Source organism: Vibrio jasicida CAIM 1864 = LMG 25398 (assembly GCF_000400365.1).
In the GTDB taxonomy this organism is placed as follows: domain Bacteria; phylum Pseudomonadota; class Gammaproteobacteria; order Enterobacterales; family Vibrionaceae; genus Vibrio; species Vibrio jasicida.
Genome location: NZ_BAOG01000096.1, coordinates 16764 through 42205, shown reverse-complemented (window position 1 = coordinate 42205; position 25442 = coordinate 16764). Strand labels below are relative to the sequence as shown.

The 25442-nt window shown below is 46.0% G+C and carries 25 protein-coding genes and 1 tRNA gene; 16 read left to right on the top strand and 10 right to left on the bottom strand.

From position 1 onward, the window contains the following. Positions 1-9: 9 nt before the first annotated feature. Positions 10-85: transfer RNA gene (locus VJL_RS22240), tRNA-Gly, on the bottom strand. Between the two features lie 156 nt (positions 86-241). Beyond that, positions 242-787, bottom strand: a complete 546-nt coding sequence (orn, locus tag VJL_RS22235; RefSeq protein WP_038874099.1) for an oligoribonuclease — start codon at positions 785-787, stop codon at positions 242-244. A gap of 129 nt (positions 788-916) precedes the next feature. On the opposite strand from orn, the gene rsgA reads away from it, so the two are divergent. The 5 genes from rsgA to VJL_RS22210 all read left to right on the top strand — a co-directional run bounded on the left by rsgA (position 917) and on the right by VJL_RS22210 (position 7715). Further along, on the top strand, positions 917-1981 hold the full coding sequence (rsgA, locus tag VJL_RS22230) for a small ribosomal subunit biogenesis GTPase RsgA (RefSeq protein WP_038881497.1): 1065 nt from the start codon (positions 917-919) through the stop codon (positions 1979-1981). A gap of 116 nt (positions 1982-2097) precedes the next feature. Then, positions 2098-2955 (top strand): archaetidylserine decarboxylase, encoded by an 858-nt coding sequence (asd, locus tag VJL_RS22225; RefSeq protein WP_038881495.1) that lies wholly within the window; start codon positions 2098-2100, stop codon positions 2953-2955. Positions 2956-3131: 176 nt separating this feature from the next. After that, positions 3132-4547: an SLC13 family permease gene (locus VJL_RS22220; RefSeq protein WP_038871033.1), complete on the top strand. Its 1416-nt coding sequence runs from the start codon at positions 3132-3134 to the stop codon at positions 4545-4547. A gap of 279 nt (positions 4548-4826) precedes the next feature. Continuing rightward, positions 4827-6707 (top strand): methyl-accepting chemotaxis protein, encoded by a 1881-nt coding sequence (locus tag VJL_RS22215; RefSeq protein WP_038881494.1) that lies wholly within the window; start codon positions 4827-4829, stop codon positions 6705-6707. A 120-nt stretch (positions 6708-6827) separates the two neighbouring features. Continuing rightward, the gene (locus VJL_RS22210) at positions 6828-7715 is read left to right on the top strand and encodes a DMT family transporter (protein ID WP_038871028.1); all 888 of its coding nucleotides are present in this window, start codon (positions 6828-6830) and stop codon (positions 7713-7715) included. 118 nt (positions 7716-7833) lie between these two features. Here the strand turns inward: VJL_RS22210 and gpmM are convergent, their stop codons facing one another. After that, entirely contained in the window at positions 7834-9366 is a 1533-nt protein-coding gene (gene gpmM, locus VJL_RS22205; protein WP_038871026.1) for a 2,3-bisphosphoglycerate-independent phosphoglycerate mutase, read from the bottom strand. 486 nt (positions 9367-9852) lie between these two features. Between gpmM and VJL_RS22200 the strand changes: the two genes are divergently transcribed. From VJL_RS22200 to VJL_RS22180, 5 genes are all read left to right on the top strand, one after another. Continuing rightward, positions 9853-10287, top strand: a complete 435-nt coding sequence (locus VJL_RS22200) for a rhodanese-like domain-containing protein (protein WP_038871024.1) — start codon at positions 9853-9855, stop codon at positions 10285-10287. Positions 10288-10493: 206 nt separating this feature from the next. Further along, positions 10494-10958, top strand: a complete 465-nt coding sequence (secB, locus tag VJL_RS22195) for a protein-export chaperone SecB (protein ID WP_005530940.1) — start codon at positions 10494-10496, stop codon at positions 10956-10958. 200 nt (positions 10959-11158) lie between these two features. Continuing rightward, positions 11159-12196 carry an NAD(P)H-dependent glycerol-3-phosphate dehydrogenase gene (gene gpsA, locus VJL_RS22190; protein ID WP_038881493.1) on the top strand — a complete coding sequence of 346 codons (1038 nt, stop codon included), beginning with the start codon at positions 11159-11161 and terminating at the stop codon, positions 12194-12196. A gap of 78 nt (positions 12197-12274) precedes the next feature. Then, a complete protein-coding gene (gene cysE, locus VJL_RS22185) occupies positions 12275-13096 on the top strand; it encodes a serine O-acetyltransferase (RefSeq protein ID WP_038881492.1) in 822 nt (273 codons plus the stop codon). A gap of 26 nt (positions 13097-13122) precedes the next feature. Then, positions 13123-14268 carry a murein hydrolase activator EnvC family protein gene (locus VJL_RS22180; protein WP_038881490.1) on the top strand — a complete coding sequence of 382 codons (1146 nt, stop codon included), beginning with the start codon at positions 13123-13125 and terminating at the stop codon, positions 14266-14268. A 73-nt stretch (positions 14269-14341) separates the two neighbouring features. Here the strand turns inward: VJL_RS22180 and VJL_RS22175 are convergent, their stop codons facing one another. From VJL_RS22175 to epmA, 4 genes are all read right to left on the bottom strand, one after another. After that, positions 14342-15298 (bottom strand): acetyltransferase, encoded by a 957-nt coding sequence (locus tag VJL_RS22175; protein ID WP_038881489.1) that lies wholly within the window; start codon positions 15296-15298, stop codon positions 14342-14344. Positions 15299-15483: 185 nt separating this feature from the next. Continuing rightward, positions 15484-16119: a TetR/AcrR family transcriptional regulator gene (locus tag VJL_RS22170; protein ID WP_038871017.1), complete on the bottom strand. Its 636-nt coding sequence runs from the start codon at positions 16117-16119 to the stop codon at positions 15484-15486. Between the two features lie 21 nt (positions 16120-16140). Continuing rightward, positions 16141-16515 carry a VanZ family protein gene (locus tag VJL_RS22165; RefSeq protein ID WP_038881488.1) on the bottom strand — a complete coding sequence of 125 codons (375 nt, stop codon included), beginning with the start codon at positions 16513-16515 and terminating at the stop codon, positions 16141-16143. Positions 16516-16524: 9 nt separating this feature from the next. Then, positions 16525-17496, bottom strand: a complete 972-nt coding sequence (gene epmA / locus VJL_RS22160) for an elongation factor P--(R)-beta-lysine ligase (protein WP_038881487.1) — start codon at positions 17494-17496, stop codon at positions 16525-16527. A gap of 450 nt (positions 17497-17946) precedes the next feature. Here epmA and frdA point away from each other — a divergent pair, with 450 nt between their 5' ends. From frdA to frdD, 4 genes are read left to right on the top strand one after another with little or no spacing between them, the layout of a single operon-like run. Beyond that, the gene (frdA, locus tag VJL_RS22155) at positions 17947-19767 is read left to right on the top strand and encodes a fumarate reductase (quinol) flavoprotein subunit (protein ID WP_038871011.1); all 1821 of its coding nucleotides are present in this window, start codon (positions 17947-17949) and stop codon (positions 19765-19767) included. Then, positions 19767-20525 (top strand): succinate dehydrogenase/fumarate reductase iron-sulfur subunit, encoded by a 759-nt coding sequence (locus VJL_RS22150; RefSeq protein WP_038871009.1) that lies wholly within the window; start codon positions 19767-19769, stop codon positions 20523-20525. The genes frdA and VJL_RS22150 overlap by 1 nt, the downstream gene beginning before the upstream one ends. Before the next feature lie 2 nt (positions 20526-20527). Further along, positions 20528-20911: a fumarate reductase subunit FrdC gene (frdC, locus tag VJL_RS22145; protein ID WP_038871007.1), complete on the top strand. Its 384-nt coding sequence runs from the start codon at positions 20528-20530 to the stop codon at positions 20909-20911. 12 nt (positions 20912-20923) lie between these two features. Next, entirely contained in the window at positions 20924-21301 is a 378-nt protein-coding gene (gene frdD, locus VJL_RS22140) for a fumarate reductase subunit FrdD (protein WP_038871005.1), read from the top strand. A 92-nt stretch (positions 21302-21393) separates the two neighbouring features. Here the strand turns inward: frdD and VJL_RS22135 are convergent, their stop codons facing one another. Both VJL_RS22135 and efp read right to left on the bottom strand, forming a co-directional pair. Next, positions 21394-22077, bottom strand: coding sequence for a nitroreductase family protein (locus VJL_RS22135; protein ID WP_038881486.1), 684 nt, complete (start codon positions 22075-22077; stop codon positions 21394-21396). A gap of 438 nt (positions 22078-22515) precedes the next feature. Beyond that, on the bottom strand, positions 22516-23082 hold the full coding sequence (efp, locus tag VJL_RS22130; RefSeq protein ID WP_005425036.1) for an elongation factor P: 567 nt from the start codon (positions 23080-23082) through the stop codon (positions 22516-22518). 32 nt (positions 23083-23114) lie between these two features. Between efp and epmB the strand changes: the two genes are divergently transcribed. Both epmB and VJL_RS22120 read left to right on the top strand, forming a co-directional pair. Further along, positions 23115-24137: an EF-P beta-lysylation protein EpmB gene (epmB, locus tag VJL_RS22125; protein WP_038881485.1), complete on the top strand. Its 1023-nt coding sequence runs from the start codon at positions 23115-23117 to the stop codon at positions 24135-24137. A 94-nt stretch (positions 24138-24231) separates the two neighbouring features. Next, positions 24232-24729 carry an MgtC/SapB family protein gene (locus VJL_RS22120; RefSeq protein ID WP_038870997.1) on the top strand — a complete coding sequence of 166 codons (498 nt, stop codon included), beginning with the start codon at positions 24232-24234 and terminating at the stop codon, positions 24727-24729. A 113-nt stretch (positions 24730-24842) separates the two neighbouring features. Here the strand turns inward: VJL_RS22120 and VJL_RS22115 are convergent, their stop codons facing one another. Further along, positions 24843-25406 (bottom strand): VC2662 family protein, encoded by a 564-nt coding sequence (locus tag VJL_RS22115; RefSeq protein WP_038870994.1) that lies wholly within the window; start codon positions 25404-25406, stop codon positions 24843-24845. Positions 25407-25442: the final 36 nt, after the last annotated feature.

Sequence of the window (25442 nt, the reverse complement as noted above, 5' to 3'; positions counted from 1 at the left end):
CCTTCAAACTGGAGCGACACACGAGGTTCGAACTCGTGACCTCAACCTTGGCAAGGTTGCGCTCTACCAACTGAGCTAGTGTCGCATCAACAACGTTTCCGTCGTTCAGGGCTGCGAATTATAAGAGCATTTTTTTGTGATGCAAGTCCTTCGTTCAAAAAAACTTTATTTTTTTACTGACCGACGAAAAAGCAAGCAAAACGTTCACGAAATACAACAATTTGGATCGCAGCCTTAACAGTTAGATCTTAAAGATCGTTTCGCGGTAGTACTTTAGCTCAGCAATCGACTCACGGATGTCGTCTAACGCTAAGTGTGTACCTTGCTTAGAGAAGCCATTTAACACTTCAGGTTGCCAGCGACGAGTTAACTCTTTAAGCGTACTCACGTCTAGGTAACGATAATGGAAATATTCTTCGAGCTCTGGCATGTGTTTGTACAAGAAACGGCGATCTTGACCAATACTGTTACCACAAATTGGTGAGACACCCTTTGGAACCCATTTTTCTAGGAATTCGATGGTTTGTACAACAGCATCTTGCTCTGAAATATCACTATTACGGACGCGCTCAACCAAGCCGCTTGATGTGTGCGTATTGGTACACCAGTCATCCATCTTAGCCAGCTCTTCTTCTGGTTGATGAACAGCGAGTACCGGCCCTTCAGCCAAAATGTTCAGCTCGCTATCGGTAACGATAGAAGCAATTTCAATGATTTTATGCGTTTCAGGATCAAGGCCCGTCATCTCTAAATCAACCCAAATTAGGTTTTGATCGCTAAAGGACATGGTTACGCCGCCTATTTGTTTATCGATAAAAGAGGTACTATACCTGAAAATACTTGAAACACGATACTCACTCGCTTGAACCCTTTGTTGGTTCAATCACTTGAGCGAACTCACACTAAGTACAGAATTGTGGCAAAAAAGAAAAAGTTAACCAAAGGTCAGGTGCGACGCGTACGCAGCAACCAACAAAAGCGCCTAAAAAAGCAAGAAGACTCAATCCAATGGGATGAGCACATGCTTGGCGCAAGTAAGCAAGGCTTGGTCATTACTCGCTTCGGCCAACATGCTGACATCGAAGATCTTGAGACGGGTGAAGTTCAACGTTGCAACCTTCGTCGCGGCATTGAATCCCTAGTGTCGGGTGACCGCGTGTTGTGGCGTGAAGGTTTAGAATCCATGGCTGGTATCTCAGGTGTTGTAGAAGCAGTAGAACCTCGTACATCGGTACTTACTCGTCCAGATTACTACGATGGCTTAAAACCTGTGGCCGCAAATATTGATCAAATGATCATTGTGTCTTCGGTTCTACCGGAACTGTCATTGAACATTATTGACCGCTACTTGGTTGCTTCAGAGACACTTAACATTGCGCCATTGCTGGTTCTGAACAAAATCGATCTGTTGTCAGACGAAGAGCGTGCAACTTATGAAAGTTGGTTGGAAGAATACCAACGCATTGGTTACAAAGTTCTACTTGTGAGCAAGAAATCGGGCGAAGGCATTAATGAACTTGAAGCCTTGCTAGGCGACCGAATCAATATCTTCGTTGGCCAATCAGGTGTTGGTAAATCCAGCCTTGTGAATGCTCTAATGCCAGAGCTTGAGCAAGAAGTGGAAGAAGGCGAAGTCTCTGAGAACTCTGGGCTCGGTCAACATACAACGACCGCGGCACGTCTATACCATATTCCCACGGGCGGTGAACTCATTGACTCTCCTGGGGTTCGTGAATTTGGCCTTTGGCACTTAGAAGCGGAAGAGGTCACCAAAGCATTTGTTGAATTCCGCCCTTATCTTGGTGGCTGTAAGTTCCGTGACTGTAAGCACAACGACGATCCAGGCTGCATACTGCGTGAAGCTGTAGAGAAAGGTGATGTGAGCAAAGTTCGCTTTGAAAACTACCATCGCATCCTAGAAAGCATGGGCGAAAACAAAGCCAACCGTCAGTACTCACGCAGCAAGAAAGCGGATCTGTAACTGAGTTAGGACTGCAACTGTGTAAGAAAACATCACCTAATACTGACAAGCAGATGAAATTTCAGTAACATCACGCGCCCTAAAGCGAGAATCTAACAGAAGTATCGGAATTAAAGATGGACAAGATTAAAGTTGGACTGCAGTACTGGATCCCGCAACACGGCCTAACGCGTCTAGTGGGTAAACTGGCTTCAGCTAAAGCTGGCGGTCTAACAACAACAATCATTCGTTGGTTTATCAAACAATACAATGTGAACATGGATGAGGCGAAACACTCCGATCCAAAACACTTCAAAACGTTCAACGAGTTCTTTGTACGTGAGCTAAAAGAAGGCGCACGTCCAATCGCAGAAGGTGAAGCGGTGATCACTCACCCAGCGGATGCTTGTGTTAGCCAGTTTGGCCCAATTGAAGACGGCCAACTGATTCAAGCAAAAGGTCATAACTTCTCAGCTCAAGAACTGCTTGGCGGTGATGAGACACTAGCGGAAGAGTTCCAAGATGGTACTTTTGCAACGCTATACCTCTCACCTCGTGATTACCACCGTGTACACATGCCATGTGACGGCACGCTGCGTCAGATGATTTATGTACCTGGCGACCTGTTCTCGGTAAACCCACTAACGGCAGAAAACGTACCAAACCTATTCGCACGTAACGAGCGCGTAGTGTGTATCTTCGATACTACGTTTGGTCCAATGGCACAAGTACTGGTTGGTGCAACCATCGTAGGCAGCATTGAGCAAGTATGGGCTGGCACTGTTACGCCACCACGCGGTAATACTGTTTACAAATGGGATTACCCTGCAGAAGGTAACAAAGCCGTTATCTTGAAAAAAGGTGAAGAAATGGGCCGCTTCAAGCTTGGCTCAACGGTTATCAACCTATTCGCTAAAGATGCCATCACATTCGATGAGAGCATGGAAAACGGTAAACCAACAGTAATGGGTACACCTTACGCGCACCAGCAGTAAGGCTTCCGTACAAAATGATTTTAAAGGCCTCCGCTCGCGGGGGCTTTTTTATTGACGAAAAGCAAAACTCTGTTCGAAATTTAGTCTCACTTTTTCAAACTCATACTTGCCTCTAAGACCCTAAAAGCACAATCAATTATTCTGTGGTTAGGGATGATTATTTGAAGGGGCAACCAATGCCAAAGATGAGTGCGAATACACTGGTCAAGTTACTGGTGTGTTTTTTGATTCCGCTCGGTGTTTTAATGATGCCGATTGATGCTATACCAATAGACGACCTCACGTTAATTCAGCACCGTCTACTGGCGATTTTCCTTCTCGCTGCGCTGCTATGGGTTTTAGAGCCTGTCCCCGTTTTTGCCACTTCAATTCTTATCATCGCACTGGAATTGATCATGATATCAGATAAAGGCTTACACTTATTTCGTAACCCACCAGCGGGGCATGATTTGGGGGACTTGATCGCTTACACGGACATCTTCTCCGCTTTCTCTTCTCCTATCATCATCCTTTTCATGGGGGGCTTCGCACTCGCTATTGCTGCCTCTAAATACGAGCTTGATAACAACCTTGCTCGTGTACTGCTAAAGCCGTTTGGCACTCAGCCTAAGTTCATCATGTTGGGCTTAATGCTGATTACCGCCGTGTTCTCGATGTTCATGTCTAATACGGCGACCACTGTCATGATGCTCGCATTATTAGGCCCAATTGTAGCATCGGCACCGAAAGGCGATTTAGGCATTAAAGCCCTCGTATTGTGCATTCCAATTGCCGCGAATACTGGTGGTATTGCAACGCCAATCGGTACACCGCCCAACGCGATTGCCTTGCAATACTTAACCGGAGAAAACAGCATCGACTTCCTATCTTGGATGATGATGGGATTACCTTTCGTCTTGGTGCAACTAACGCTGGCCTGGTTCTTATTACAAAAGCTCTTCCCTTCTAGTGAACCAGAGATGAAGCTGCGTCTGGATGGCAAGTTCAAGAAGAGTTGGCGTGCAATCGTGGTTTACGTCACCTTCGCCATGACTATCCTGCTGTGGATGACGACTAAAGTGCATGGCATGAATACTTATGTGGTCGCCATTATTCCACTCGCGGTATTCACTTTAACGGGCATCATGGGCAAAGAAGAACTTAAGCTAATAAACTGGGATGTGCTGTGGTTGGTTGCCGGTGGTATCGCCATTGGTATTGCCCTAGACAAAACTGGCTTGGCAGAAGCGCTAGCTCACGCCATTGACTATGAGTCCCTTTCTCCATTCTCTGTCGTCATCGCACTATCGATTGTGTGTTGGTTAATGGCGAACTTTATGTCCAATACCGCGACAGCGAACTTACTGATGCCAATCGCAGCCGCCATTGGCGCCTCCATGCCAAGTCTTGTTGCTATCGGTGGTTTGCAAGGGCTATTAGTTGTGGTCGCGTTCTCTGCTTCACTCGGTATGATTTTGCCCGTCTCTACACCACCAAACTCTCTCGCCTACTCTACTGGTTTAATTGAGAGTAAAGACATGGCGAAAGTCGGTTTAATCATCGGGGTGATTGGGCTCTTTATCGTTTATGGTGCGGTACTTATTATCTTTTGATCATCACACTCTGCGGTAGTGCAATCTGCCGCAGAGTCCCCTGCTCTTTCCCCACAGGCCCAACAGCATTCAAGTTAACTCTTATTTCACCACAATAAATTCATACCTATAAACAATATGTTGAATAAAAATCACACTGTTTAGCTTAAGTTTATCGGCTATATGTCGATAAATTATCTGCAGCCTTTCATGTAACTTTCCGTGCTTGAATCGTCTCATACCCATTGGTGTCACCACTTGTGACGTTGATCTTTTTGTCTGTTTTATGAAGGTAAGGCAATGAGAAATACAATTAAGTTAAAAATCCAGATTGCGATTGCAGTCATTATCGCCATTGTTAGTGGCGTTCAAGCTTGGGTTTCCGTCAATCAATTGCGCGAAGAAACCACGTCTACTCTTAACCGAGAAATTCAAAATATTTCTCAATCAACCAACAGTTACATTAGTGACTGGCTCTCGATTCGTAGCGATATGATGCTGGCGAACGAAGCTATTATTGCAAGCTCTGACGATGCAGACCGAGAGATGCTACTTACCAAGCGTGCCGGTAAGTTCTTGTCGGTTTATGCTGGATTTTCTGATGGTTCTATCGCGTATGGCGATAAAAGTGAATCATGGCCAGCCGATTACGACCCTCGAACTCGCCCTTGGTATCAAGATGCGATGAGTAAGTCAGGCCTAATTATTACAGAGCCATACCAAGACTTTGATGGCAGCATTGTTGTCAGCTTCGCTAAAGCATTCAACCAAAGCAATCGTGGTGTTCTTGCCGCAGACTTAGCAGTAACCGATATCATCAAAGAAGTACTGAATATCCAATTGGATAATGATGGCTTTGCATTTTTGGTGGATGGCAATAACAACTTAGTGGCTTACAAAGATGAGAAATTAAGTCAAAAACCACTGACTGAACTTAACCCTACATTAACGCACAGCGTGATGATGAATCTCGCAGGCGATGCAAAGTTAGATACCATTCAATGGCCAAATCAGGGTGATAAGCTAATTTACGTAGCCAACGTACCCAATACCGACTGGTCTTTAGGAATCGTGCAAGACAAGCAAATGGCGTTTGCTTCTGTCTCTGAGCAGGTAACATTCACCGCGATTGCCTCTATCGTGTTGTACTTGATTATTGCAGCGATCAGCACTTACATCATCACGCGCTTACTCCAACCACTTCAAACGCTCTCAGATGCGCTTTCTGAGCTATCGCAAGGAGAGGGAGACTTAACCCAACGCATCAAGATTGAACGCATGGATGAGATTGGCGAACTTGCAACGCATGTAAACCAATTCCTCGCACAAATGCAAACTATGCTAAAAGGCATCGTTGAAAACAGTGAGCAACTATCGGCGCAAGCGAATCAAGCAAATGAACTGTCAGCAATGGCGGCAGGTCGCGTTGAGCATCAGCAGAACGATGTTAACCAAATTGCCACAGCGATTCATGAGATGTCAGCAACCGCAGCAGAAGTCGCAAGCCATGCAGAATTGACTGCCAGCGCTTCACAAAACTCTGCATCCGCTTGTATGGATGGACAAAATGTTATCCAGAAGAACCGTGAAGCGATTGTCGAGTTAGCAGAACAAGTCAGTGATGCCGCCAACGTGATTTCTGAGTTGGAAGCGAATACGCAAAGCATCAACCAAATCCTATCGACCATCCAAGGAATTGCAGAGCAAACCAACTTGTTGGCACTCAATGCCGCAATTGAAGCCGCGCGTGCTGGTGAACAAGGTCGTGGCTTTGCCGTGGTTGCTGATGAAGTACGCGTATTGAGCCAACGCACTCATGGGTCAACGGAAGAAATCCGTACCATGATCGAAACACTGCAAAACAACACCAAACTGGCAGTCAATAGCATGCAAACCAGCACCAGTTTGGCGGATACCAGCGTGGATTATGCTCAGCAGGCGCACGATAGCCTAACCAGCATCACCAACTCCATCACTGAGATCAACGACATGGCAATGCAAATCGCAAGCGCAGCAGAAGAGCAACGTGCGGTGAGCGAAGACATCAGTCGCAACACGCAAGGCATCAAAGACGATGCGGACATGATTGCCGAACAATCACTTAAGAGCAGTGACGGCGCACGTCAGATGTACGATACCGCCAATACAATGCGTGAGAACATCAGTCGCTTTAAAGTGTAACGCGCCCTCAAAAGCAGCTCAACGAGCTGCTTTTTTATTAGCGATAAGATGCTCTTTTACATATCTATAAATTGATGCATATTAGAGCCTTACCCTGCTCTACAAGGATGTCTCGCAATCATGGGTTATGAATGGCTGGCGCTATGCGCTGCTTTCCTATGGGCTGTTTCTAGCTTAATTTCTGTTGTTCCCGCTCAGCATCTTGGTGCGTTTGCCTATAGCCGATGGCGTATGGGCTGTACAGCCGTCATCCTATCCAGTATGGCTTGGTTCACCGGAGGTTGGTTAAGTGTGACCACAGAACACATTACGCCAATGATGGCATCCGGTTTGATTGGTATTTTTATTGGTGATACGGCGTTATTCGCTTGCTTGAACCGCATGGGACCACGCCAAGCAGGCTTGCTGTTTTCTTGTCATGCCGTCTTCTCTGCCATTTTAGGTTACTTCCTATTTAGCGAAAGCATGACTGGAATGGAGCTGATTGGTGCAGCCTTAGTTTTTAGCGGTGTCGTGATGGCGATTTTCTACGGCCGACGCGGGCAAGCTAGTAATACGCTAGAAGAAATCAAAGGTAATGTTTGGATAGGTGTCGGACTAGGTTTAACTGCCGCTATGTGTCAGGCGCTTGGTGGTATCATTGCTAAACCAGTCATGCAAACGAGTGTCGATCCAGTCGCCGCTTCTGCGATTCGTATGATCAGTGCCTTCGTCGCGCATTGCGCGCTTTGGTTGATTGGCGCGAAGGTAGCCCGTGCGACTCAAACTATCACCTGGAAAGTTTTTGGTATCACTGCATTAAACGGTTTCTTGGCCATGGCAGTAGGTATGACGTTGATTCTCTATGCCCTACGTGAGGGAAATGTCGGGATGGTGGCTCTGCTTTCTTCAACAACACCAATCATGTTGCTGCCGCTGTTGTGGGTTTACACCAAGAAACGTCCAAATCGCTTTGCCTGGTTTGGCGCGGCCTTAGCCGTGATTGGTACTGGTATCTTAGTACAATAGAGCAGGTTCAATTAGGGCCTGTTGAGCTTAGTAACTCACCGCCTTACCAAACACAGAATCGCAGACACAAAAAAGCCCGAGTCGAACTCGGGCTTTTATCATTCTGAATCTTAGTTAATTACTTAACTAGGATTTGACCAGACATTTCTGCAGGAATTTCTAGACCCGCTAGAGAAAGCATGGTTGGTGCAAGGTCAGACAGTTTACCGCCTTCTTTGAACTCAACCGCTTTGTCACCTACGTAGATTAGAGGTACAGGTAGGTTAGTGTGTGCAGTGTGAATTCCGCCCGTTGTTGGGTCAATCATCATTTCCGCGTTACCGTGGTCCGCAGTGATCAGTAGCTGACCGCCAACTTCTTTGATTGCTTCAACCACTTTACCTACGCTTTCATCTAGTGCTTCGATAGCTTGCTCAGCCGCTTCGTAAACGCCAGTATGACCAACCATATCTGCGTTCGGGTAGTTACAAATGATAGTGTCGAATTTGCCAGATTTGATCGCTGCAACCATCTTCTCTGTTAGTTCTGGAGAGCTCATTTCTGGCTGCATGTCGTAAGTTGCTACTTTTGGAGAAGCAACAAGTTGACGCTCTTCACCTTCAAATTCATTCTCAACACCACCGTTGAAGAAGAATGTAACGTGTGCGTATTTCTCTGTTTCAGAAATACGTAGCTGAGTTTGACCTTGCTTAGATAGCCACTCACCGTACGTGTTTTCTAGAGACGCAGGTGGGAAAGCAATAGCTAGCGGGATATCAGCTGCGTATTGAGTCAGCATCACGAAGTTGATCGCAGGGAACGCCGCACGCTCGAAGCCATCAAATGCAGGAACGAATGCACGAGTGATTTGACGTGCACGGTCAGCACGGTAGTTCATGAAGATAACAGCGTCGCCATCTTGCATGATTGCATCTTCTTGGCCTTCAGCTTTGATCGCTGTTGCTTTAACAAACTCGTCGTTTTCTTCACGAGCATAAGCCGCTTCTAGACCAGCAACTGCTGTTTCTGCTGTGAACTCAGCTTTTGCTTGAGTCAGAAGATCGTATGCAACTTGAACGCGATCCCAGTTGTTGTCACGGTCCATTGCGTAGTAACGACCTACGAGAGAAGCAACACGGCCTTTACCTAGTTTCGCAAATAGGTCTTGGAAACGCTGTAGTGAGTTTTCAGCACTGCGTGGTGGCGTGTCACGGCCGTCTAGGAAGCAGTGTAGGTAAATTTTCTCAGCGCCACGAGCGGCTGCCATTTCAACTGCTGCGTAGATGTGATCTTCGTGAGAGTGAACACCACCTGGAGACATAAGGCCCATTAGGTGTACCGCTTTACCAGCTTCAACTGCAGAATCGATAGCTTCAACTAACGCAGCTGTCTCAGCAAACTCACCATCAGCGATAGACTTAGTGATACGAGTTAGATCTTGGTATACAACGCGACCTGCACCGATGTTGGTATGACCAACTTCTGAGTTACCCATTTGACCATCAGGAAGACCAACGTCCATACCTGAAGCAGAGATTAGAGTGTTAGGGTTATTCGCAATCAGTGCATCCATTACTGGTGTTTTAGCATTTGCAATTGCGTTACTTGCTGTGTCTTCACGGTAACCGTAACCGTCAAGGATAACTAGAGCCAATGGCTTCTTAGCAGACATAGTGATGACCTCATCAAATTTAAGTAACTTTCGGCGTAGAGCTTCATTGCTCCATCTAACCTTGAAACAAAACTAGCGTAATTTTACTACACTTTTTAACCAAAACTGTAGGTTAAGATCAAATAATGTTTGCGATTTATTGTTGCTATCTTACAAGTTAGCAAGCAATCCGACCTAGTCAGCAAACGTGTTTCACAAGCATAGTCACTTTCAAGATGCTTTGTACAACCACCGAAATACTTTGGTGAAAAACTTTTTGTTGATAACTATTTTGCGCTTTTCAATGTAGAAGTGAAGTCAATTGCACCAATTAGATTGATAGGAAGAAGTGATACTAAGATTGCACGAATAGCACATCAGAAAAGGCTTGAGGCAAGCGCGTAGATCTCAATTATTCGTTAGAAAATTTTAACCCTCTCGCCTAAGGCGACTAACCCCGCTATACTCCTGCTTTATTTTTCCGCCAACATTGCAAGAGCTCAAGACATGCAAGAGTACATTGATTTTTTCCAACAGAACATGATTCTATCTTTGGTTTGGGTAGGTCTTCTTGTCGCATTCATCATGAACATCGTGAAGTCAGCGACAGCCGCATACAAAGAGATTAACGTAAACCAACTGACTCACCTAATGAACCGTGAAAACGGCGTTGTGGTCGATATCCGCTCTAAAGATGAGTTCAAACAAGGCCATATCACCGACGCACTTCACATTTTACCGTCAGATATCAAAGCTGGTAACTTTGGTAGCCTTGAAAACCGTAAATCAGACCCAATCATTGTGGTATGCAAAACAGGCCAAACTGCTCAAGAAAGTGCAAACCTACTAGCTAAAGCAGGCTTCGAAAACGTAAGCCTACTGAAAAATGGCTTGATTGCATGGAGCGAAGCGAACCTACCGCTAGTACGTGGTAAAAAATAAGGTTCGCGGTAAAAATCCAATTTTGCCAAGCCTCGTTTATATAAACTGAGCAAATAGAAAGCAGTTGAAGCACTAAGTTGTGACGCTTTGCACGTAATACGCGCTTCATCTAGTCAATGTAGATTTGCTCAGTTAGTCTCAGGACAAACCATATTTCTGGGTTTAGATCGTTCTAGGCTCAACAAATGTTTATTAAGGATTTAAAAATGGCTGAAGCAGCACCACAAGACGCACAACAAAACTTCGCAATTCAACGCATCTTCCTAAAAGACGTTTCTTTTGAAGCGCCTAACTCTCCAGTAATGTTCCAAAAAGAGTGGAACCCAGACGTTAAACTAGACCTAGACACTCAAAGCCGTGAGCTTGGTGAAGGCGTTTACGAAGTAGTTCTACGTCTAACAGTTACTGTAAAGAACGAAGAAGAAACAGCGTTCCTATGTGAAGTTCAACAAGGTGGTATCTTCACAGCTGAGCAAATGGAAGCAGGCCAACTAGCACATTGCCTAGGCGCATTCTGCCCGAACATCCTATTCCCTTACGCTCGTGAAACTATCTCAAGCCTAGTGGTTAAAGGTACGTTCCCTCAACTGAACCTAGCGCCAGTTAACTTCGACGCGCTGTTCATGAACTACCTACAACAGCAAGCTCAACAAGGCGAAGCTGAAGCGTAATTCACGTTTTGTAAGTGACGTGTCATAGTAGATTCTAATTCGACACGGCATATACCTTAAGAAAATGCACAACGCGTCTAACCAGTGATGCAATGTGCATTTTTTATTTCTGAAAGATCCTAGTTCCTAGCCGCTAGAGAGCGTAAAATCTGGCGATTATGAACTAGATTCTATTAGTAGAAAGACAATTAGGCGGTAGCATGACACAAGCAAATACCAACAATGCTTACGGTAAAGACATCGCAATGACGGTGATTGGCGCAGGTTCATACGGCACTTCTTTGGCGATTTCCCTTGCTCGCAACGGTGCGAACGTGGTTCTTTGGGGTCATGAGCCAGCACACATGGCTCGCCTTGAGGCAGATCGTGCCAACCATGAATTCTTACCTGGTATTGATTTCCCTGAAAGCTTGATTATTGAATCGGATTTAGAAAAAGCCGTTCAAGCAAGCCGTGACTTGTTAGTCGTCGTTCCTAGCCATGTCTTTGGCATCGTACTGAATAGCTGCAAGCCTTTCCTACGTGAAGATTCTCGTATTTGCTGGGCAACCAAGGGCCTAGAACCAGAAACAGGTCGTCTACTTAAAGAAGTGGCTTTCGACATTATTGGTGAGAGTTACTCTCTCGCGGTACTTTCAGGTCCTACTTTCGCAAAAGAACTTGCGATGGGCATGCCAACAGCCATCTCTGTTGCCTCTCCAGACTCAGATTTCGTTGCTGATCTGCAAGAAAAAATCCATTGCAGTAAAACTTTCCGTGTTTACGCAAACAACGACTTCATCGGCATGCAACTTGGCGGTGCCGTGAAAAACGTTATCGCCATTGGTGCAGGTATGTCTGACGGCATTGGTTTTGGTGCGAACGCACGTACGGCACTCATCACACGTGGCCTTGCGGAAATGAGCCGCCTTGGCGCTGCACTGGGCGCACAACCAGAGACCTTTATGGGCATGGCTGGTTTGGGTGATCTTGTATTGACTTGTACCGATAACCAATCACGTAACCGCCGTTTTGGTTTGGCACTAGGCAAAGGTAAAGATGTCGACACCGCTCAAGAAGAGATCGGCCAAGTGGTGGAAGGCTACCGTAACACGAAGGAAGTGTGGATGCTTTCTCAACGCATGGACGTTGAAATGCCAATTGTTGACCAAATTTATCAAGTATTGTATCAAGGGAAGGATGCACGCCTGGCAGCGCAAGATTTACTTGCTCGTGACAAAAAAGCCGAAGGAAAGTAGCACTCTACGCCCCTTTGCACCTCATCTGAGAAGAATAGAAGTTGTCGGGTCACGGAAGAACCACTCAGGACATTGAGAATGAAACACTGCGAAAAACAAAAAGTCTGGGACAAAATTGTCTCAGAAGCCCGTGAGATGTCAGAGCAAGAGCCTATGTTGGCGAGCTTTTACCATGCGACTATCATCAAGCATGAAAGCTTGTGTGCTGCGTTAAGCTACATTCTGGCAAACAAATTGAACACCGCTTCCATGCCTGCAATGGCAGTACGTGAAGTGGTTGAAGAAGCCTTCGCGGCCGATCCAACCATCACGGACGGCGCGGCCTGCGATATTTGTGCAACGGTGAATCGTGACCCAGCGGTTTCGATGTACTCAATGCCACTGCTTTATCTAAAGGGCTATCATGCTCTGCAAGGCTACCGCGTAGCAAACTGGCTCTGGAAGCAAGGGCGTCACGCACTTGCGACTTATCTACAAAACCAGATCTCTGTGGCATGTCAGGTGGATATTCACCCTGCGGCACGCATCGGTAGTGGTATCATGCTAGACCATGCGACAGGCATCGTGATCGGTGAAACGGCTGTCGTAGAAAACGATGTGTCTATTTTACAGGATGTCACCCTTGGTGGTACTGGCAAAGAATGCGGTGACCGTCACCCGAAAATTCGCGAAGGCGTCATGATCGGCGCCGGTGCAAAAATTCTTGGCAATATCGAAGTAGGTGAAGGCGCGAAAATCGGCTCTTGCTCTGTGGTATTGCAAGCAGTGCCACCGCACACAACTGTGGCGGGAGTGCCTGCGAAAATTGTTGGTCGTCCAAAAACGGACAAACCTTCTCTCGATATGGATCAAGGCTTTAATGGCAAATCGCAAAGCTTTATCCACGGGGATGGTATTTAATCGTCATTTAATCTTTTGGCAATAATGTGGTAGGTAACTCTCAAGTGCGAAAACAAAATCACCCAGTGCTACGCTCGGCTATTTTATTAACTTGTGCTTTATCTGCCACATATCCCATCACCTCTTCCGCTGCTAGCCAGCAAGAGCTGAAAGGCGTTTCCAGCGAAATTAACCGCCAGCGTAAGTCACTCACCTCTCAAGAAAAACAACTGAACGATCTACAAAAGTCGCTAAAAAACCAAGAGCTTGGTATTTCTAAATTAGAAAGAGAAATCAAGCAAACCAAAGCAGACTTAGCGCAGGCTGATCAAAACATTAATAAGTTAGAAGAGAAGATTGCTCTGCAAGAAGGTCAGCGTCAGGCGCAGGAAGAAGAGCTAAAGCAGCTGCTTCAGACCTACTACGTGACAGAAAGAGCCAAAGCCAATGGTCACCTTTTGAATCAAGGTGTAGAAGAAGATCGCATTAGTCAGTACTTCCAGCATTTGGCAAAAGCACGGACAAAAGTGATTGATGACATCACCAAGACCACGCAGGAGTTGGCACATAATAAGAACCAACTCGAGCTCGAAAAAGCACAAATTGAAACCCTGCTCAAACAGCAATCCGAAAAACGTTCTTCGTTGGCAAATACCCAGTCGAAACGTAAAGGGACACTGAGCAAGATTCAAAAAAGCATCAAAGACGACAAGCGTTACCTTTCTGAACTACAACGCAACGAAACCCGTCTAAAAGCCGAGATCGCGAAAGCCGCGAAACGTAACGCAGTGCCGATGGATGGTATTGCGAAACAGCGCGGTAAATTGCCATGGCCATTAAAAGGTCGCGTCCTACATAACTTTGGCACCAAACAAACCGGCCAAGTAAACTGGAAAGGCATGGTGCTCTCAGCTAATTATGGCCAGCAAGTGAAGGCGGTTTACCCAGGTACCGTTGTATTTGCGGAGTACTTACGTGGTTATGGTCTAGTCGTTTTGCTTGACCATGGTAAGGGCGATATGACGCTTTATGGCTACAACCAAGCGTTAACTAAGAAAGAAGGCGATAAGGTGACAGCAGGTGAAGTCATTGCACTCGCGGGGGATACTGGTGGTCAAGACCGTGCCTCGCTCTACTTCGAGATCCGCCGTAACAGTGAAGCGCAAAACCCGAAATCTTGGCTGAAACGTTAACTACTCAACTTATTGTTTCGCAATAAAAAAGGAGCCACTCGGCTCCTTTTTTATATGTATATTTGGGAAAGCGCTATGCGTAATAGGTCTCTACCGCATCAATAAAGGCACTTACATCATCTTTACTTAACGCATTAATACCCGCCGCCGCTTCTCTTCCACCACCAGTAGGGAACTGCCCACACACAGCCACGGCACCTTGCTTGTTATTCAACGGAGCACGAAGAGAAACCGTGTATGTGCCATCTGTATTTTCAGTTAATACCGCATGCGCAGAGTCTGGATTTTGGTTCGCAAGCCAGTTGCCATAAACACCACTTATTCGGCGTGATGCTGCATTATTCGGTAGTTCAAACAGCTTGAGCTTTGAGCTTTCGTGAGTTGCCGGGACAGCTAGTGCCGCATCCATATCTTGCTGATAAGCCGATTGTAATTGGTAGTAAGGTGACACTTTATCTTCAATAGCATCAAATGGAGAAGTGTACTGAAGAAGTGCACGATACAAATCCGCCGGATGGAAGTGAAGATCATCAACTTTCGAGCCGTAGCCATTGTAGTTAATCAGTGTACCTAGCTCTTTTAACTGCGCTTTTTGCTCTTCATTGAGTTCGATTTTGTCCGCCAACGCATCCGCTTTAGCAATCAAGTTATCACCATAAGCAGCGGTGATCGCCCATGTATGAAAACGGCCATCAAGCAGTTTATCGACAATCAAAGCGGTACACATATTAGCATCAAGGTCGATGTGCGCATCTAAGTTACCATGTTGAGGAATCTCACCCGCTTTGTGGTGATCAGCGTAAAACACATGCGCGCCTTGAGCCAATGCTTGCTCTAGACCTACCATGTTCTTTTCCATTGAAATGTCTAATACCGTCAGCTCATCGCCAGCTTGCAGATCGACCTTTTCCACCAGCTTAATATCACGTTTAACACCAGTCACCAACTTAGCTTCGATGGGATCCGCCAAACGCAATTGCAACAATGCGATGATGCCATCGGCATCGCCATTAAAAATGTCGTAGTTCATTGAACGATAGTTCCTTTATCGAGAGTCATATCCCAACAGATAATTGGGGGTGTATGAATCCTATTGTGCGAAATGAGCACAGCAAGTCAACTCAAGGGAGGGACTGAAAATGAGAGCTGCGCTCTAAACCTTAAGCATTGAGCCATACTCTCATTTTCTAATGTTAATAAGGAGGGAAAATAGTACTAACTGTGTAGTGTGCTTAAAGCCTCTTCGAGTAGCAGTAACTGCTCCATGCCTTGCTCTGTCGCAACAGGCTTCACCACATTTAGCATTTGTAGCATGCCTTGTTTTACCATTGTTTCGGTGATTTCTGTTTTTGGAGACATCGCTGATTGATACGCTAGCCAGCTACACGCAATCAAATGCAGAGTACAAACCAAAGGCTTCAATTGTGTTTGGTCAACGTTCAACAACTTCAACGACACGAACTCTTGCATGATGGCAATCAGGTTCGCTTGGAGCTTTTCCTGAACATCAATGTACTCATCATGCAGCTTTTCATCGCGCGATAAGATTTCCGGTAAGTTTGCGTAAAAGAAACGGTACTTCCACATTAGCGTAAAAATGGAATCTAGGTAGCTTTTCAGCATGGTCAGGCTCTCTTGAGAACCTTGAATTGGAGTGAATCTTTCTAGCAACTCCGCAGAGTAAAGTGCGAAGATCTCACGCACGATTTCTTGCTTATTACGAAAGTGGTAGTAAAGGTTGCCTGGGCTAATTTCAATATGGTCAGCAATGTGATTGGTTGTGATATTGCGCTCACCATGTTGGTTAAACAACTCCAGTGCGGCATAGACAATTTTGTCGCGCGTTTTCATGGTTATCGTATTCCCTCTTCATTAACGAATTGAGTATAACGACTTCACCAACCTAGGTCGATAGAGGCTCCAAATACGGTAACATAGCAGACCAGTTGCGATACCAATGGTGTTCGCAATCAGATCATGCCATGACGTTTGTCGACCCACATACCCTTGCAGAACTTCAATCACGGCACTAAATAACAAAATACTCACTGCTATCGTCCAACGCTGACGCCACTTTGAAACACAAAAGCAACCTAAGAAACCAAAACCACTGTACGCCATCGCATGCTGCATCTTATCCAAGTACGCAATGTCACCCCAATCTTGCAACTCACCCGAACTCAAAGAAAGATAAGCAATGAGGGCGGCATAGCTCAGTAGAACGAAACGGGCAGCGGTTAGGTTCATCATCAATCCTTAAGCAATTGGGAATGGGAAAGCGGTCACTTCATCAATATGGTCGCAACCTAATGCCAACATAATCAAACGATCAATGCCTAATGCCACACCAGCACAATCTGGCAAACCCGCCTCTAATGCACCAATCAGATGGAAATCGATAGGTTGTGGCTTCAAGCCCATTTCTAGACGCTTAGCGTTATCTTGTTCGAAACGTGCTAATTGCTCTTTCGGGTTATCGAGTTCATGGAAGCCGTTCGCCAATTCAATGCCTTTGAAGTACACCTCAAAGCGATCCGCGACACGGGTATCTTGTGGGTTGATCTTTGCCAGCGCGGCTTGTGAAGCTGGGAAGTCATAAACAAACACAGGGACTTGCTGACCAATCTTGGCTTCCACACCGATGCTGAACAACAGTTGCAGCAAGGTATCACGATCTTCTTCTGGCTCTGCAATGTCACTCAAACCCAGCTTTGCCGCGACTGCTTTTAGCTCTTGCATCGAGCCTTCTAACGGGCACGCACCAAGTACGTCAATAAAAGCTTGCTGGTAAGTCATTCGCTCAGCAGCGCCGCACTTCAATACCAGTTGTAGTAGGTCATCCATTTCGTCCATCAGCTTATGATGATCAAAACCGATACGGTACCACTCCAACATGGTGAATTCAGGATTGTGGTGACGACCATTCTCTTCATTACGAAAAGCTTTGTTGATTTGGTAAATACAACCACTGCCCGCAGCCAGTAGGCGCTTCATATGGAATTCAGGACTGGTCATAAAGAACAGTTTGCTGCCACCGGCATAGCCTGGTCCTACAAATTCAGTCTGGAAGGTATGCAAATGAATGTCTGTCACCGTCGCGTGACTCATCGCTGGCGTGTCGACTTCCATCACCTGTCGCTCGGCGAAGAATTGACGAATAGCGGTAATCAACATCGCACGTTGACGTAGTTGTTCCATAGAAGCGGTAGGTTGCCAGTTCGTTTGCATAACAAAACTCTTAAAAGGTTGATGAGCAGGAAAAATAGCAATTTTGGCATGATTTGCCTAGTTCAGCGAGGGGGGAATCGGCTCCAATTTTCGTCCCCCAAACGCGAATAAAAATCGATTAAAACTGAAGCAAGCATTTGACGTTCCACAGTACAAAAAACACTCACAACTTACCCTATTATCAATGAGGGTAATGTCGCGCAACAGTCATGTAACATTGACAGCGATTACGTTTGTGCACCAAACGTTTCGTGCCGTGATAGCAGTCACATAACCTAGAATTTCTATGCTCACATGTGCATTACCGGAGAAAAACCCCAAATACATCAATTTTTCTGCCATAAGCCTCCCCTACACTAACCCTACTACTTTTGAGGGATTGCCTTAAAACGGTGCCCTCACACTCACAATAACAAGCGGATTTCCGCAATCACACACTGGAGGATAACTGTGCAAATTATCACCACAGATATCGCAGTCATCGGCGCAGGCGGCGCTGGTCTTCGTACTGCTATTGCAGCGGCTGAAGCAAACCCGGACTTAGAAGTAGCACTTATTTCTAAAGTTTACCCAATGCGCTCCCACACGGTTGCTGCAGAAGGTGGCTCAGCAGCAGTTATCAAGGATGAAGATAGCTTAGACAATCACTTCAACGATACCGTTGGCGGTGGTGACTGGCTATGTGAACAGGACGTTGTTGAATACTTTGTAGAGAACGCGACTCGCGAAATGATCCAAATGGAGCAATGGGGTTGCCCATGGAGTCGTAAAGAGAACGGTGAAGTCAACGTACGCCGCTTTGGCGGTATGAAGGTTGAACGTACTTGGTTCGCTGCAGATAAAACTGGCTTCCACATGCTTCACACGCTATTCCAGACGTCAATGAAGTACGACAACATCAAACGCTTTGATGAGTACTTTGTTGTCGATTTGCTTGTTGATGAAGGTGAAGTACAAGGTCTGATTGCAATCCACATGTCTGAAGGTGAGTTGGTTACGATTAAAGCGAAATCGGTTGTGTTAGCAACAGGTGGTGCTGGTCGTGTTTATCACTGTAACACCAACGGCGGTATCGTAACGGGCGACGGCATGGCGATGGCTTACCGTCACGGCGTTCCTCTACGTGATATGGAATTCGTTCAATACCACCCAACAGGTCTTCCTGGCACAGGTATCCTGATGACCGAAGGTTGTCGTGGTGAAGGCGGTATCATCGTTAACAAAGATGGTTACCGTTACCTGCAAGATTACGGCATGGGCCCAGAAACCCCAGTGGGCGAGCCGAAAAACAAATACATGGAACTGGGTCCTCGTGACAAAGTTTCTCAAGCGTTCTGGCATGAACAGCAGAAAGGCAACACCATCAAACACCCTCTTGGTGACGTGGTGCACCTAGATCTTCGCCACCTTGGTGAAGAATACCTACAAGAGCGTTTACCGTTCATCTGTGAACTAGCGAAAGCTTACGTGAACGTAGACCCTGCAAAAGAGCCAATTCCAATTCGTCCTACGGTTCACTACACCATGGGTGGCATTGAAACCAACGGCGAATGTGAAACTCGCATTAAAGGTCTATTCGCGGTTGGCGAATGTGCATCAGTTGGTCTTCACGGCGCAAACCGTCTAGGTTCTAACTCGCTGGCTGAGTTCGTAGTATTCGGTCGCGTTGCGGGTGAACAAGCGGTGAAACGCGCAGCAGAATTCAAAGGCTGGAACGAAGAGTCTATCGCGACTCAAGTGAAAGCAGTTGAAGACCGCATTGCTGCTCTGATGAACCAAGAAGGCGAAGAAAACTGGGCAGATATCCGTACTGAAATGGGTCACACCATGGAAGCAGGTTGTGGTATCTACCGCCAAGAAGATTTGATGCAAGCAACGATTGATAAGATCACTGAACTTAAAGCTCGTTACAAACAGATCAGCATCAAAGATAAAGGCAAAGTGTTCAACACTGATCTTTTATACGCAATCGAAGTTGGTTACGGCCTAGAAGTCGCAGAAGCGATGGTTCACTCTGCCATCCTACGTAAAGAATCTCGTGGTGCGCACCAGCGTCTAGACGATGGTTGTACTGAACGTGACGATGTGAACTTCCTGAAACACTCACTTGCTTTCTTCAAAGAAGATGCAGCACCAAGTATTGACTACAGCGGCGTGAAGATCACTAAGTCTCAGCCTAAAGCACGTCTATACGGTGAAGCAGCAGAGAAAGCAGCAGCAGCAGAAAAAGCCGCTGAAGCAGAAGCGAAGAGCGCAGAGGAGCAAGCATAATGTCAGCAAACCGCATTCAAAAAGTAGACATTCTGCGTTACGACCCTGAGAAGGACGCGGAACCATACACGCAAACATTCGAAGTCCCATTTGATGAAACCATGTCCGTACTTGATGCACTTGGCTACATCAAAGATCACCTAGATAAAGATCTGTCTTACCGTTGGTCTTGTCGTATGGCGATCTGTGGTTCTTGCGGCATCATGGTAAACAACGTGCCTAAGCTCGCTTGTAAGAGCTTCCTACGTGATTACCCGAATGGCGTGACTATCGAACCACTAGCAAACTTCCCAATCGAGAAAGACTTGATCGTTGATATGACGCCGTTCATCGAGCGCCTAGAAGCAATCAAACCTTACATCATTGGTAACGATCGCAAGCCAGAAGACGGCACAAACCTGCAAACGCCAGAGCAAATGGCGAAGTACAAACAGTTTGCTGGTTGTATCAACTGTGGTCTTTGCTACGCGGCATGTCCTCAGTTCGGTTTGAACCCTGAGTTCATCGGTCCGGCGGCACTAACACTGGCACACCGTTACAACCTAGATAGCCGTGACAACGGTAAAGCTGAGCGCATGAAGCTGATCAATGGTGAAAACGGCGCTTGGGGTTGTACCTTTGTCGGTTACTGTTCTGAAGTTTGTCCGAAGAGCGTCGATCCAGCAGCAGCAGTAAACCAAGGCAAGGTGGAGTCTTCTATGGACTTCGTGATTGCGATGTTGAAACCTGATGGTTCACCAAAGAAAGTGGAGGCATAAGGATGAGCAACCGTAAACCTTACGTTCGTGAAATAAAACGCACATGGTGGAAGAACCATCCTTTCTACCGCTTCTACATGGTACGTGAAGCAACTGTGCTTCCTCTGATCCTATTCACTATCTTCCTGACTTTCGGTCTAGGTTCATTAGTAAAAGGCCCAGAAGCTTGGCAAGGTTGGTTAGAGTTCATGGCAAACCCTATCGTAGTAGCAATCAACATTGTTGCTCTACTAGGCAGTTTGTTCCATGCACAAACCTTCTTCAGCATGATGCCACAAGTAATGCCAATTCGTTTGAAAGGCAAACCAGTGGATAAGAAAATCATCGTTCTGACTCAGTGGGCCGCAGTTGCGTTCATCTCACTGATCGTTCTCATCGTGGTGTAAGGAGCTTTAGTAATGAAACCGAATTATAGTGTTAACACAGCCCCGAAGCGTTCTGATGAACCAATCTGGTGGGGTCTATTTGGTGCCGGTGGTACTTGGTTTGCGATGATCACACCGATTACCGTGCTGGTTATGGGCATCTTGGTACCGCTTGGCGTGATTGATGCAGAAGCAATGAGTTACGAACGCGTATCTGAATTCGCAACCAGCATCATCGGTGCGCTATTCATTATAGGTACGCTAGCATTGCCAATGTGGCATGCGATGCACCGTCTACACCACGGCATGCACGACCTTAAGTTCCACACAGGCTTGATTGGTAAAATCGCATGTTACGCGTTTGCAGGTTTAATCACTGCGCTGGCCGTTGTCTTTATCTTCATGATTTAAGACGCTGACGAAAATGAAAAAGCTGGCAACTCGCCAGCTTTTTTATTGCCTGTTATTTATGTTTTCTCAACGAGTGCAGATCAATACAACCGCTATTCAATAAAGGTCGCGATGTCATCCAAAGATTTTTTGTGCATCGCATGTTCCGGAATGGTCGCATCCTCTTCCGGATAACCGGTCACAATCAACATATATGGACGATCGACATCATTGTCTCGTCCGCAAATCTTACTCAAGAAACTCATTGGTTTTGGTGTATGAGTCAGCGTACCCAAACCTGAATTGTGCAATGCTTGAAGTAAAAAGCCTGTGGCAATCCCGACTGACTCGTGCACGTAATAGTTGGTTTGTTCCCCATCATTGCTCATGCCACCTTTCTTTTGTGAAAACACCGCAATCAACCACGGTGCTTTTTCTAGATAAGGCTTACTGGAATTGGTACCGAGTGGTTTCAGTGCATCTAACCATTCTTGCCCTGCTCGACCTTCATAGAAAGAACGTTCTAATTCTTCAGCGGCTTGACGGATCTGCCCTTTCACTTCTGCACTGTTAATCGCAACAAAATGCCAAGGCTGATGATTTGCACCACTCGGAGCTGTACCTGCTGCTCGAATGCAGTGCTCAATCACTTCTTTCGCCACAGGACGATCAGAGAAGCTACGAATGGAATGACGGCGCTGAAGTTGCTCCAGATTCTGTACAGCTCTTGCTGCCATTTCTTGCGGAGAGTATTCCACAAAATCATTGAGTGGGTAATGTTGTTCTTGAGTCGACATAGTGCTTCCTTGCGCTTGTTGGGTGTCGATTTACTATAGCCACAAATTTCACCATCGCCTTTTTATCTTCATAAAATCAATGTGATATTGAGATAAAGCGCAAATATTCAGCCGTGTTTCACCAACAAAAAAGAGAGGCTGATAACACGTATCAGCCTCTGCATTACTCTAATTTGTACAACTACCAGAGCTTTTGGTCACCTATGATCTTTTTGCTTTTTGAGCTTTTGACCACCCATGATCTTATTGCTGTTTTATCTTCTTACTTGGTTCATTAAGCCGCAGTACTAAAGCTAATCACCGCCCTTTCTCGGCTGATGAGCTATCACGTTTGTTGTTGGTATCTATCACGCTAGAGCTTGAAGCTGTTAGGATAAAACAACAGATAATAAAAAAGGCCGCCGAAGCGACCTTTTCAATCAGAAAGTCTGAGGTGAATTACTTCACACGACCTACATATTCAGCAGTACGAGTGTCAACTTTGATCACTTCGCCAATTGCGATGAATAGTGGTACACGTACTACAGCGCCAGTTGATAGTGTTGCTGGCTTACCACCTGTACCTTGAGTGTCACCTTTTAGACCTGGGTCTGTGTCAGTAACTTCTAGTTCAACGAAGTTTGGTGGAGTAACTGTGATTGGGTTACCGTTCCAAAGCGTGATCATACAAGTGTTGTTTTCTACCAACCACTTAGCGTTGTCACCAACCGCTTTCGCGTCTGCAGCGATCTGCTCGAAAGTTTCGTTGTTCATAAAGTGGTAGAATTCGCCGTCTGAATATAGATAATCTAGGTCGATATCCATTACGTCTGCCACTTCACAAGTGTCACCAGACTTGAATGTTTTCTCTAGCACTTTACCAGAAAGAAGTTTACGAATTTTAACGCGGTTGAACGCTTGGCCTTTACCTGGTTTAACGTATTCGTTTTCCAGAATTACACAAGGCTCGTTATCAAGCATTAACTTAAGGCCGCCTTTAAATTCATTGGTGCTAACTGTAGCCATTTTTTCCTCTTACATTCTTAGAGCTAAATTCAATGCCGCACATAATAACCCGAAAAGTCGAATCTGTTGAGCAAAACTGGCTCAAACAGTTAGCGAATGGGATCTCTGATCCTGCAAAGTTGCTGGAAAGTTTGGAAATTGATCCTTCGCCGTGGCAAGACGGGTTTGCTGCGCGCAAGCTGTTTGCACAGCGTGTACCGCAAAGTTTTGTCGATAGGATGGAAAAAGGCAATCCTTACGATCCACTTTTACGCCAAGTATTACCTTTGAACGAGGAGTTCGAGGTTCACGAAGGTTACTCCAATGATCCTCTGGAAGAGCAAGACAACGAAGTGCCTGGGCTGTTACACAAATACCGCAATCGCGCATTGATGATTGTAAAAGGTGGCTGTGCCGTGAACTGCCGTTATTGCTTCCGCCGTCATTTTCCTTATCAAGAGAACAAGAGCGGTAAACAAGCTTGGACTCAGTGCTTAGAATACATGGCGAAGCAGCCAGAACTGAATGAAGTTATCTTCTCAGGTGGTGATCCTCTGATGGCAAAAGACGATGAGATCCACTGGCTACTAGAACACATCGCACACATCCCTCACATCAAGCGCCTGCGTATTCACAGCCGTTTACCTGTGGTAATCCCTGCACGTATTACTGACGAGTTGTGTCAGTTACTGCGAGCATCTCGCTTGCAAATCATCTTGGTAACGCACATCAACCACGCCAACGAGATCAATGCTGAATTTACTGCTCAAATGGCAAAACTGAAGCAATCCGGCGTTACTTTGCTTAACCAAGGCGTGCTATTAAAAGGCGTCAATGACAGCATAGAAGCACAAGTTGCTCTCAATGAAGCCCTGTTTGACTCAGGAATATTACCTTATTACCTACACGTGTTAGATAAAGTCCAAGGCGCGGCACATTTCTTCGTCTCTGATGAAGAAGCAAAAGAAATCATGCGTGGCTTGATTACTCGCGTCTCGGGCTACCTAGTGCCTAAATTGACTCGTGAAATTGGCGGCCGACCAAGTAAAACGCCACTGGATCTGCATCTAGAGTAAGTTGCTTTCCGTATAAAGATTGTCGTTACGAGTAAAAGCTTTTGTTCGCTCAGGCGGTCTTATCTATGCATACTCCGCAAATTTGGAGGTTAAGATGCAAGCAACTTTTGAACACATTTTCGATCTTGGCCCATTCAGTTGGCCTGCATTAGCCTGTTGCGCCATCAACGGCTTAATGATCGGTATAGAGCGCCAAACGCGGGGTAAACCTGTTGGTATTCGTACCGCTATTTTAGTTATCTCTGGCACTTACTTATTTATGTCGATGGCCGTCTCGCTTTCACCTAATACGCTCGACCAAGCGCGTGTACTTGGCCAGATAATCACTGGTGTGGGCTTTTTAGGTGCAGGGGTGATGATGACACAAGACGGCAAGATCCATGGGGTGACATCCGCTGCAGTGATTTGGGTATTGGCAGGTCTCGGCTTGATGATAGGCCTTGGCTATCTGACGCAATCCGTCGTAATTACTGTTTTGGCATTGACGGTCTTGCTTGGCGTGGATAGAGCAGAAAATCGCGTTAAAGCTCTACGCCGCGGTGTGCATCAAAGGATGCAGCAGCGAAAAACCTCAACCAGGATCATGAAGTAGCCTTGTTCGTCCTAAATGCCTAAACACATTTCAGAATGAGATCCACAGACAAAAAAAGACCCCGATATTTCTCGGGGTCTTTTTTATCCGTGTGTTCGTGGCGACACCTTAACTTATTTAGCGAAGTTCACGATAGGGAAGCACTTGAAGAAGCCGTTATCCGCACAGTTTAGTAGACCAATTTGAACACCGTCGATTTGGTCAGTCATATTGAAGAAACCTAACTGGAAGTTAGATTTTTTAGAGATGCTCGCCAAACCGATGTCTGCCATTGTGTAACCTTCTGAGTAGTTCACTGCACTCCAGTTTAGACCTTTTACATTGTTCGTGATGTTCACTGCACCTAAGTTAACACCATTAGTTTGGCCTTCGTTCCAGTTAAGAAGACCGAGTGATGCACCCGTCATTTCTTGATTAACTTTAGAAGCACCAAAGAACAAACCGAAGTTCACACCTGTTGTGCGGTCTGTTTCAGACATACCTAGAACCGAAAAGTCGACACCTTTTACTTCGTTTACTTGGCCATGTAATACCGCAAGGCGAACACCACCAACAGAAGAGTTAGAAGGCGCGTTAGTGTTGTCGATGGTAGAGAACATAACTGGCGAGCTATCAGCAAGAGCAACAGGTGAAGCGATTACGGCTGCAACAGCCAATGACGTCATAAGCTTTTTCATTTTCATCTCCATGGAGGGAATAGTTGTTTTACAACA

Bases quoted from the DNA above. Each gene is read 5' to 3' on its own strand.
- VJL_RS22165 (WP_038881488.1), bottom strand. From the start codon at position 16,515: ATGAACCTAACCGCTGCCCGTTTCGTTCTACTGAGCTATGCCGCCCTC.
- VJL_RS22175 (WP_038881489.1), bottom strand. From the start codon at position 15,298: ATGAACTACGACATTTTTAATGGCGATGCCGATGGCATCATCGCATTG.
- secB (WP_005530940.1), top strand. From the start codon at position 10,494: ATGGCTGAAGCAGCACCACAAGACGCACAACAAAACTTCGCAATTCAA.
- gpsA (WP_038881493.1), top strand. From the start codon at position 11,159: ATGACACAAGCAAATACCAACAATGCTTACGGTAAAGACATCGCAATG.
- frdD (WP_038871005.1), top strand. From the start codon at position 20,924: ATGAAACCGAATTATAGTGTTAACACAGCCCCGAAGCGTTCTGATGAA.
- VJL_RS22150 (WP_038871009.1), top strand. From the start codon at position 19,767: ATGTCAGCAAACCGCATTCAAAAAGTAGACATTCTGCGTTACGACCCT.
- epmB (WP_038881485.1), top strand. From the start codon at position 23,115: ATGCCGCACATAATAACCCGAAAAGTCGAATCTGTTGAGCAAAACTGG.
- VJL_RS22200 (WP_038871024.1), top strand. From the start codon at position 9,853: ATGCAAGAGTACATTGATTTTTTCCAACAGAACATGATTCTATCTTTG.
- asd (WP_038881495.1), top strand. From the start codon at position 2,098: ATGGACAAGATTAAAGTTGGACTGCAGTACTGGATCCCGCAACACGGC.
- VJL_RS22215 (WP_038881494.1), top strand. From the start codon at position 4,827: ATGAGAAATACAATTAAGTTAAAAATCCAGATTGCGATTGCAGTCATT.
- frdC (WP_038871007.1), top strand. From the start codon at position 20,528: ATGAGCAACCGTAAACCTTACGTTCGTGAAATAAAACGCACATGGTGG.
- VJL_RS22220 (WP_038871033.1), top strand. From the start codon at position 3,132: ATGCCAAAGATGAGTGCGAATACACTGGTCAAGTTACTGGTGTGTTTT.
- VJL_RS22170 (WP_038871017.1), bottom strand. From the start codon at position 16,119: ATGAAAACGCGCGACAAAATTGTCTATGCCGCACTGGAGTTGTTTAAC.
- VJL_RS22210 (WP_038871028.1), top strand. From the start codon at position 6,828: ATGGGTTATGAATGGCTGGCGCTATGCGCTGCTTTCCTATGGGCTGTT.
- VJL_RS22120 (WP_038870997.1), top strand. From the start codon at position 24,232: ATGCAAGCAACTTTTGAACACATTTTCGATCTTGGCCCATTCAGTTGG.
- cysE (WP_038881492.1), top strand. From the start codon at position 12,275: ATGAAACACTGCGAAAAACAAAAAGTCTGGGACAAAATTGTCTCAGAA.
- gpmM (WP_038871026.1), bottom strand. From the start codon at position 9,366: ATGTCTGCTAAGAAGCCATTGGCTCTAGTTATCCTTGACGGTTACGGT.
- efp (WP_005425036.1), bottom strand. From the start codon at position 23,082: ATGGCTACAGTTAGCACCAATGAATTTAAAGGCGGCCTTAAGTTAATG.
- epmA (WP_038881487.1), bottom strand. From the start codon at position 17,496: ATGCAAACGAACTGGCAACCTACCGCTTCTATGGAACAACTACGTCAA.
- VJL_RS22135 (WP_038881486.1), bottom strand. From the start codon at position 22,077: ATGTCGACTCAAGAACAACATTACCCACTCAATGATTTTGTGGAATAC.
- orn (WP_038874099.1), bottom strand. From the start codon at position 787: ATGTCCTTTAGCGATCAAAACCTAATTTGGGTTGATTTAGAGATGACG.
- VJL_RS22115 (WP_038870994.1), bottom strand. From the start codon at position 25,406: ATGAAAAAGCTTATGACGTCATTGGCTGTTGCAGCCGTAATCGCTTCA.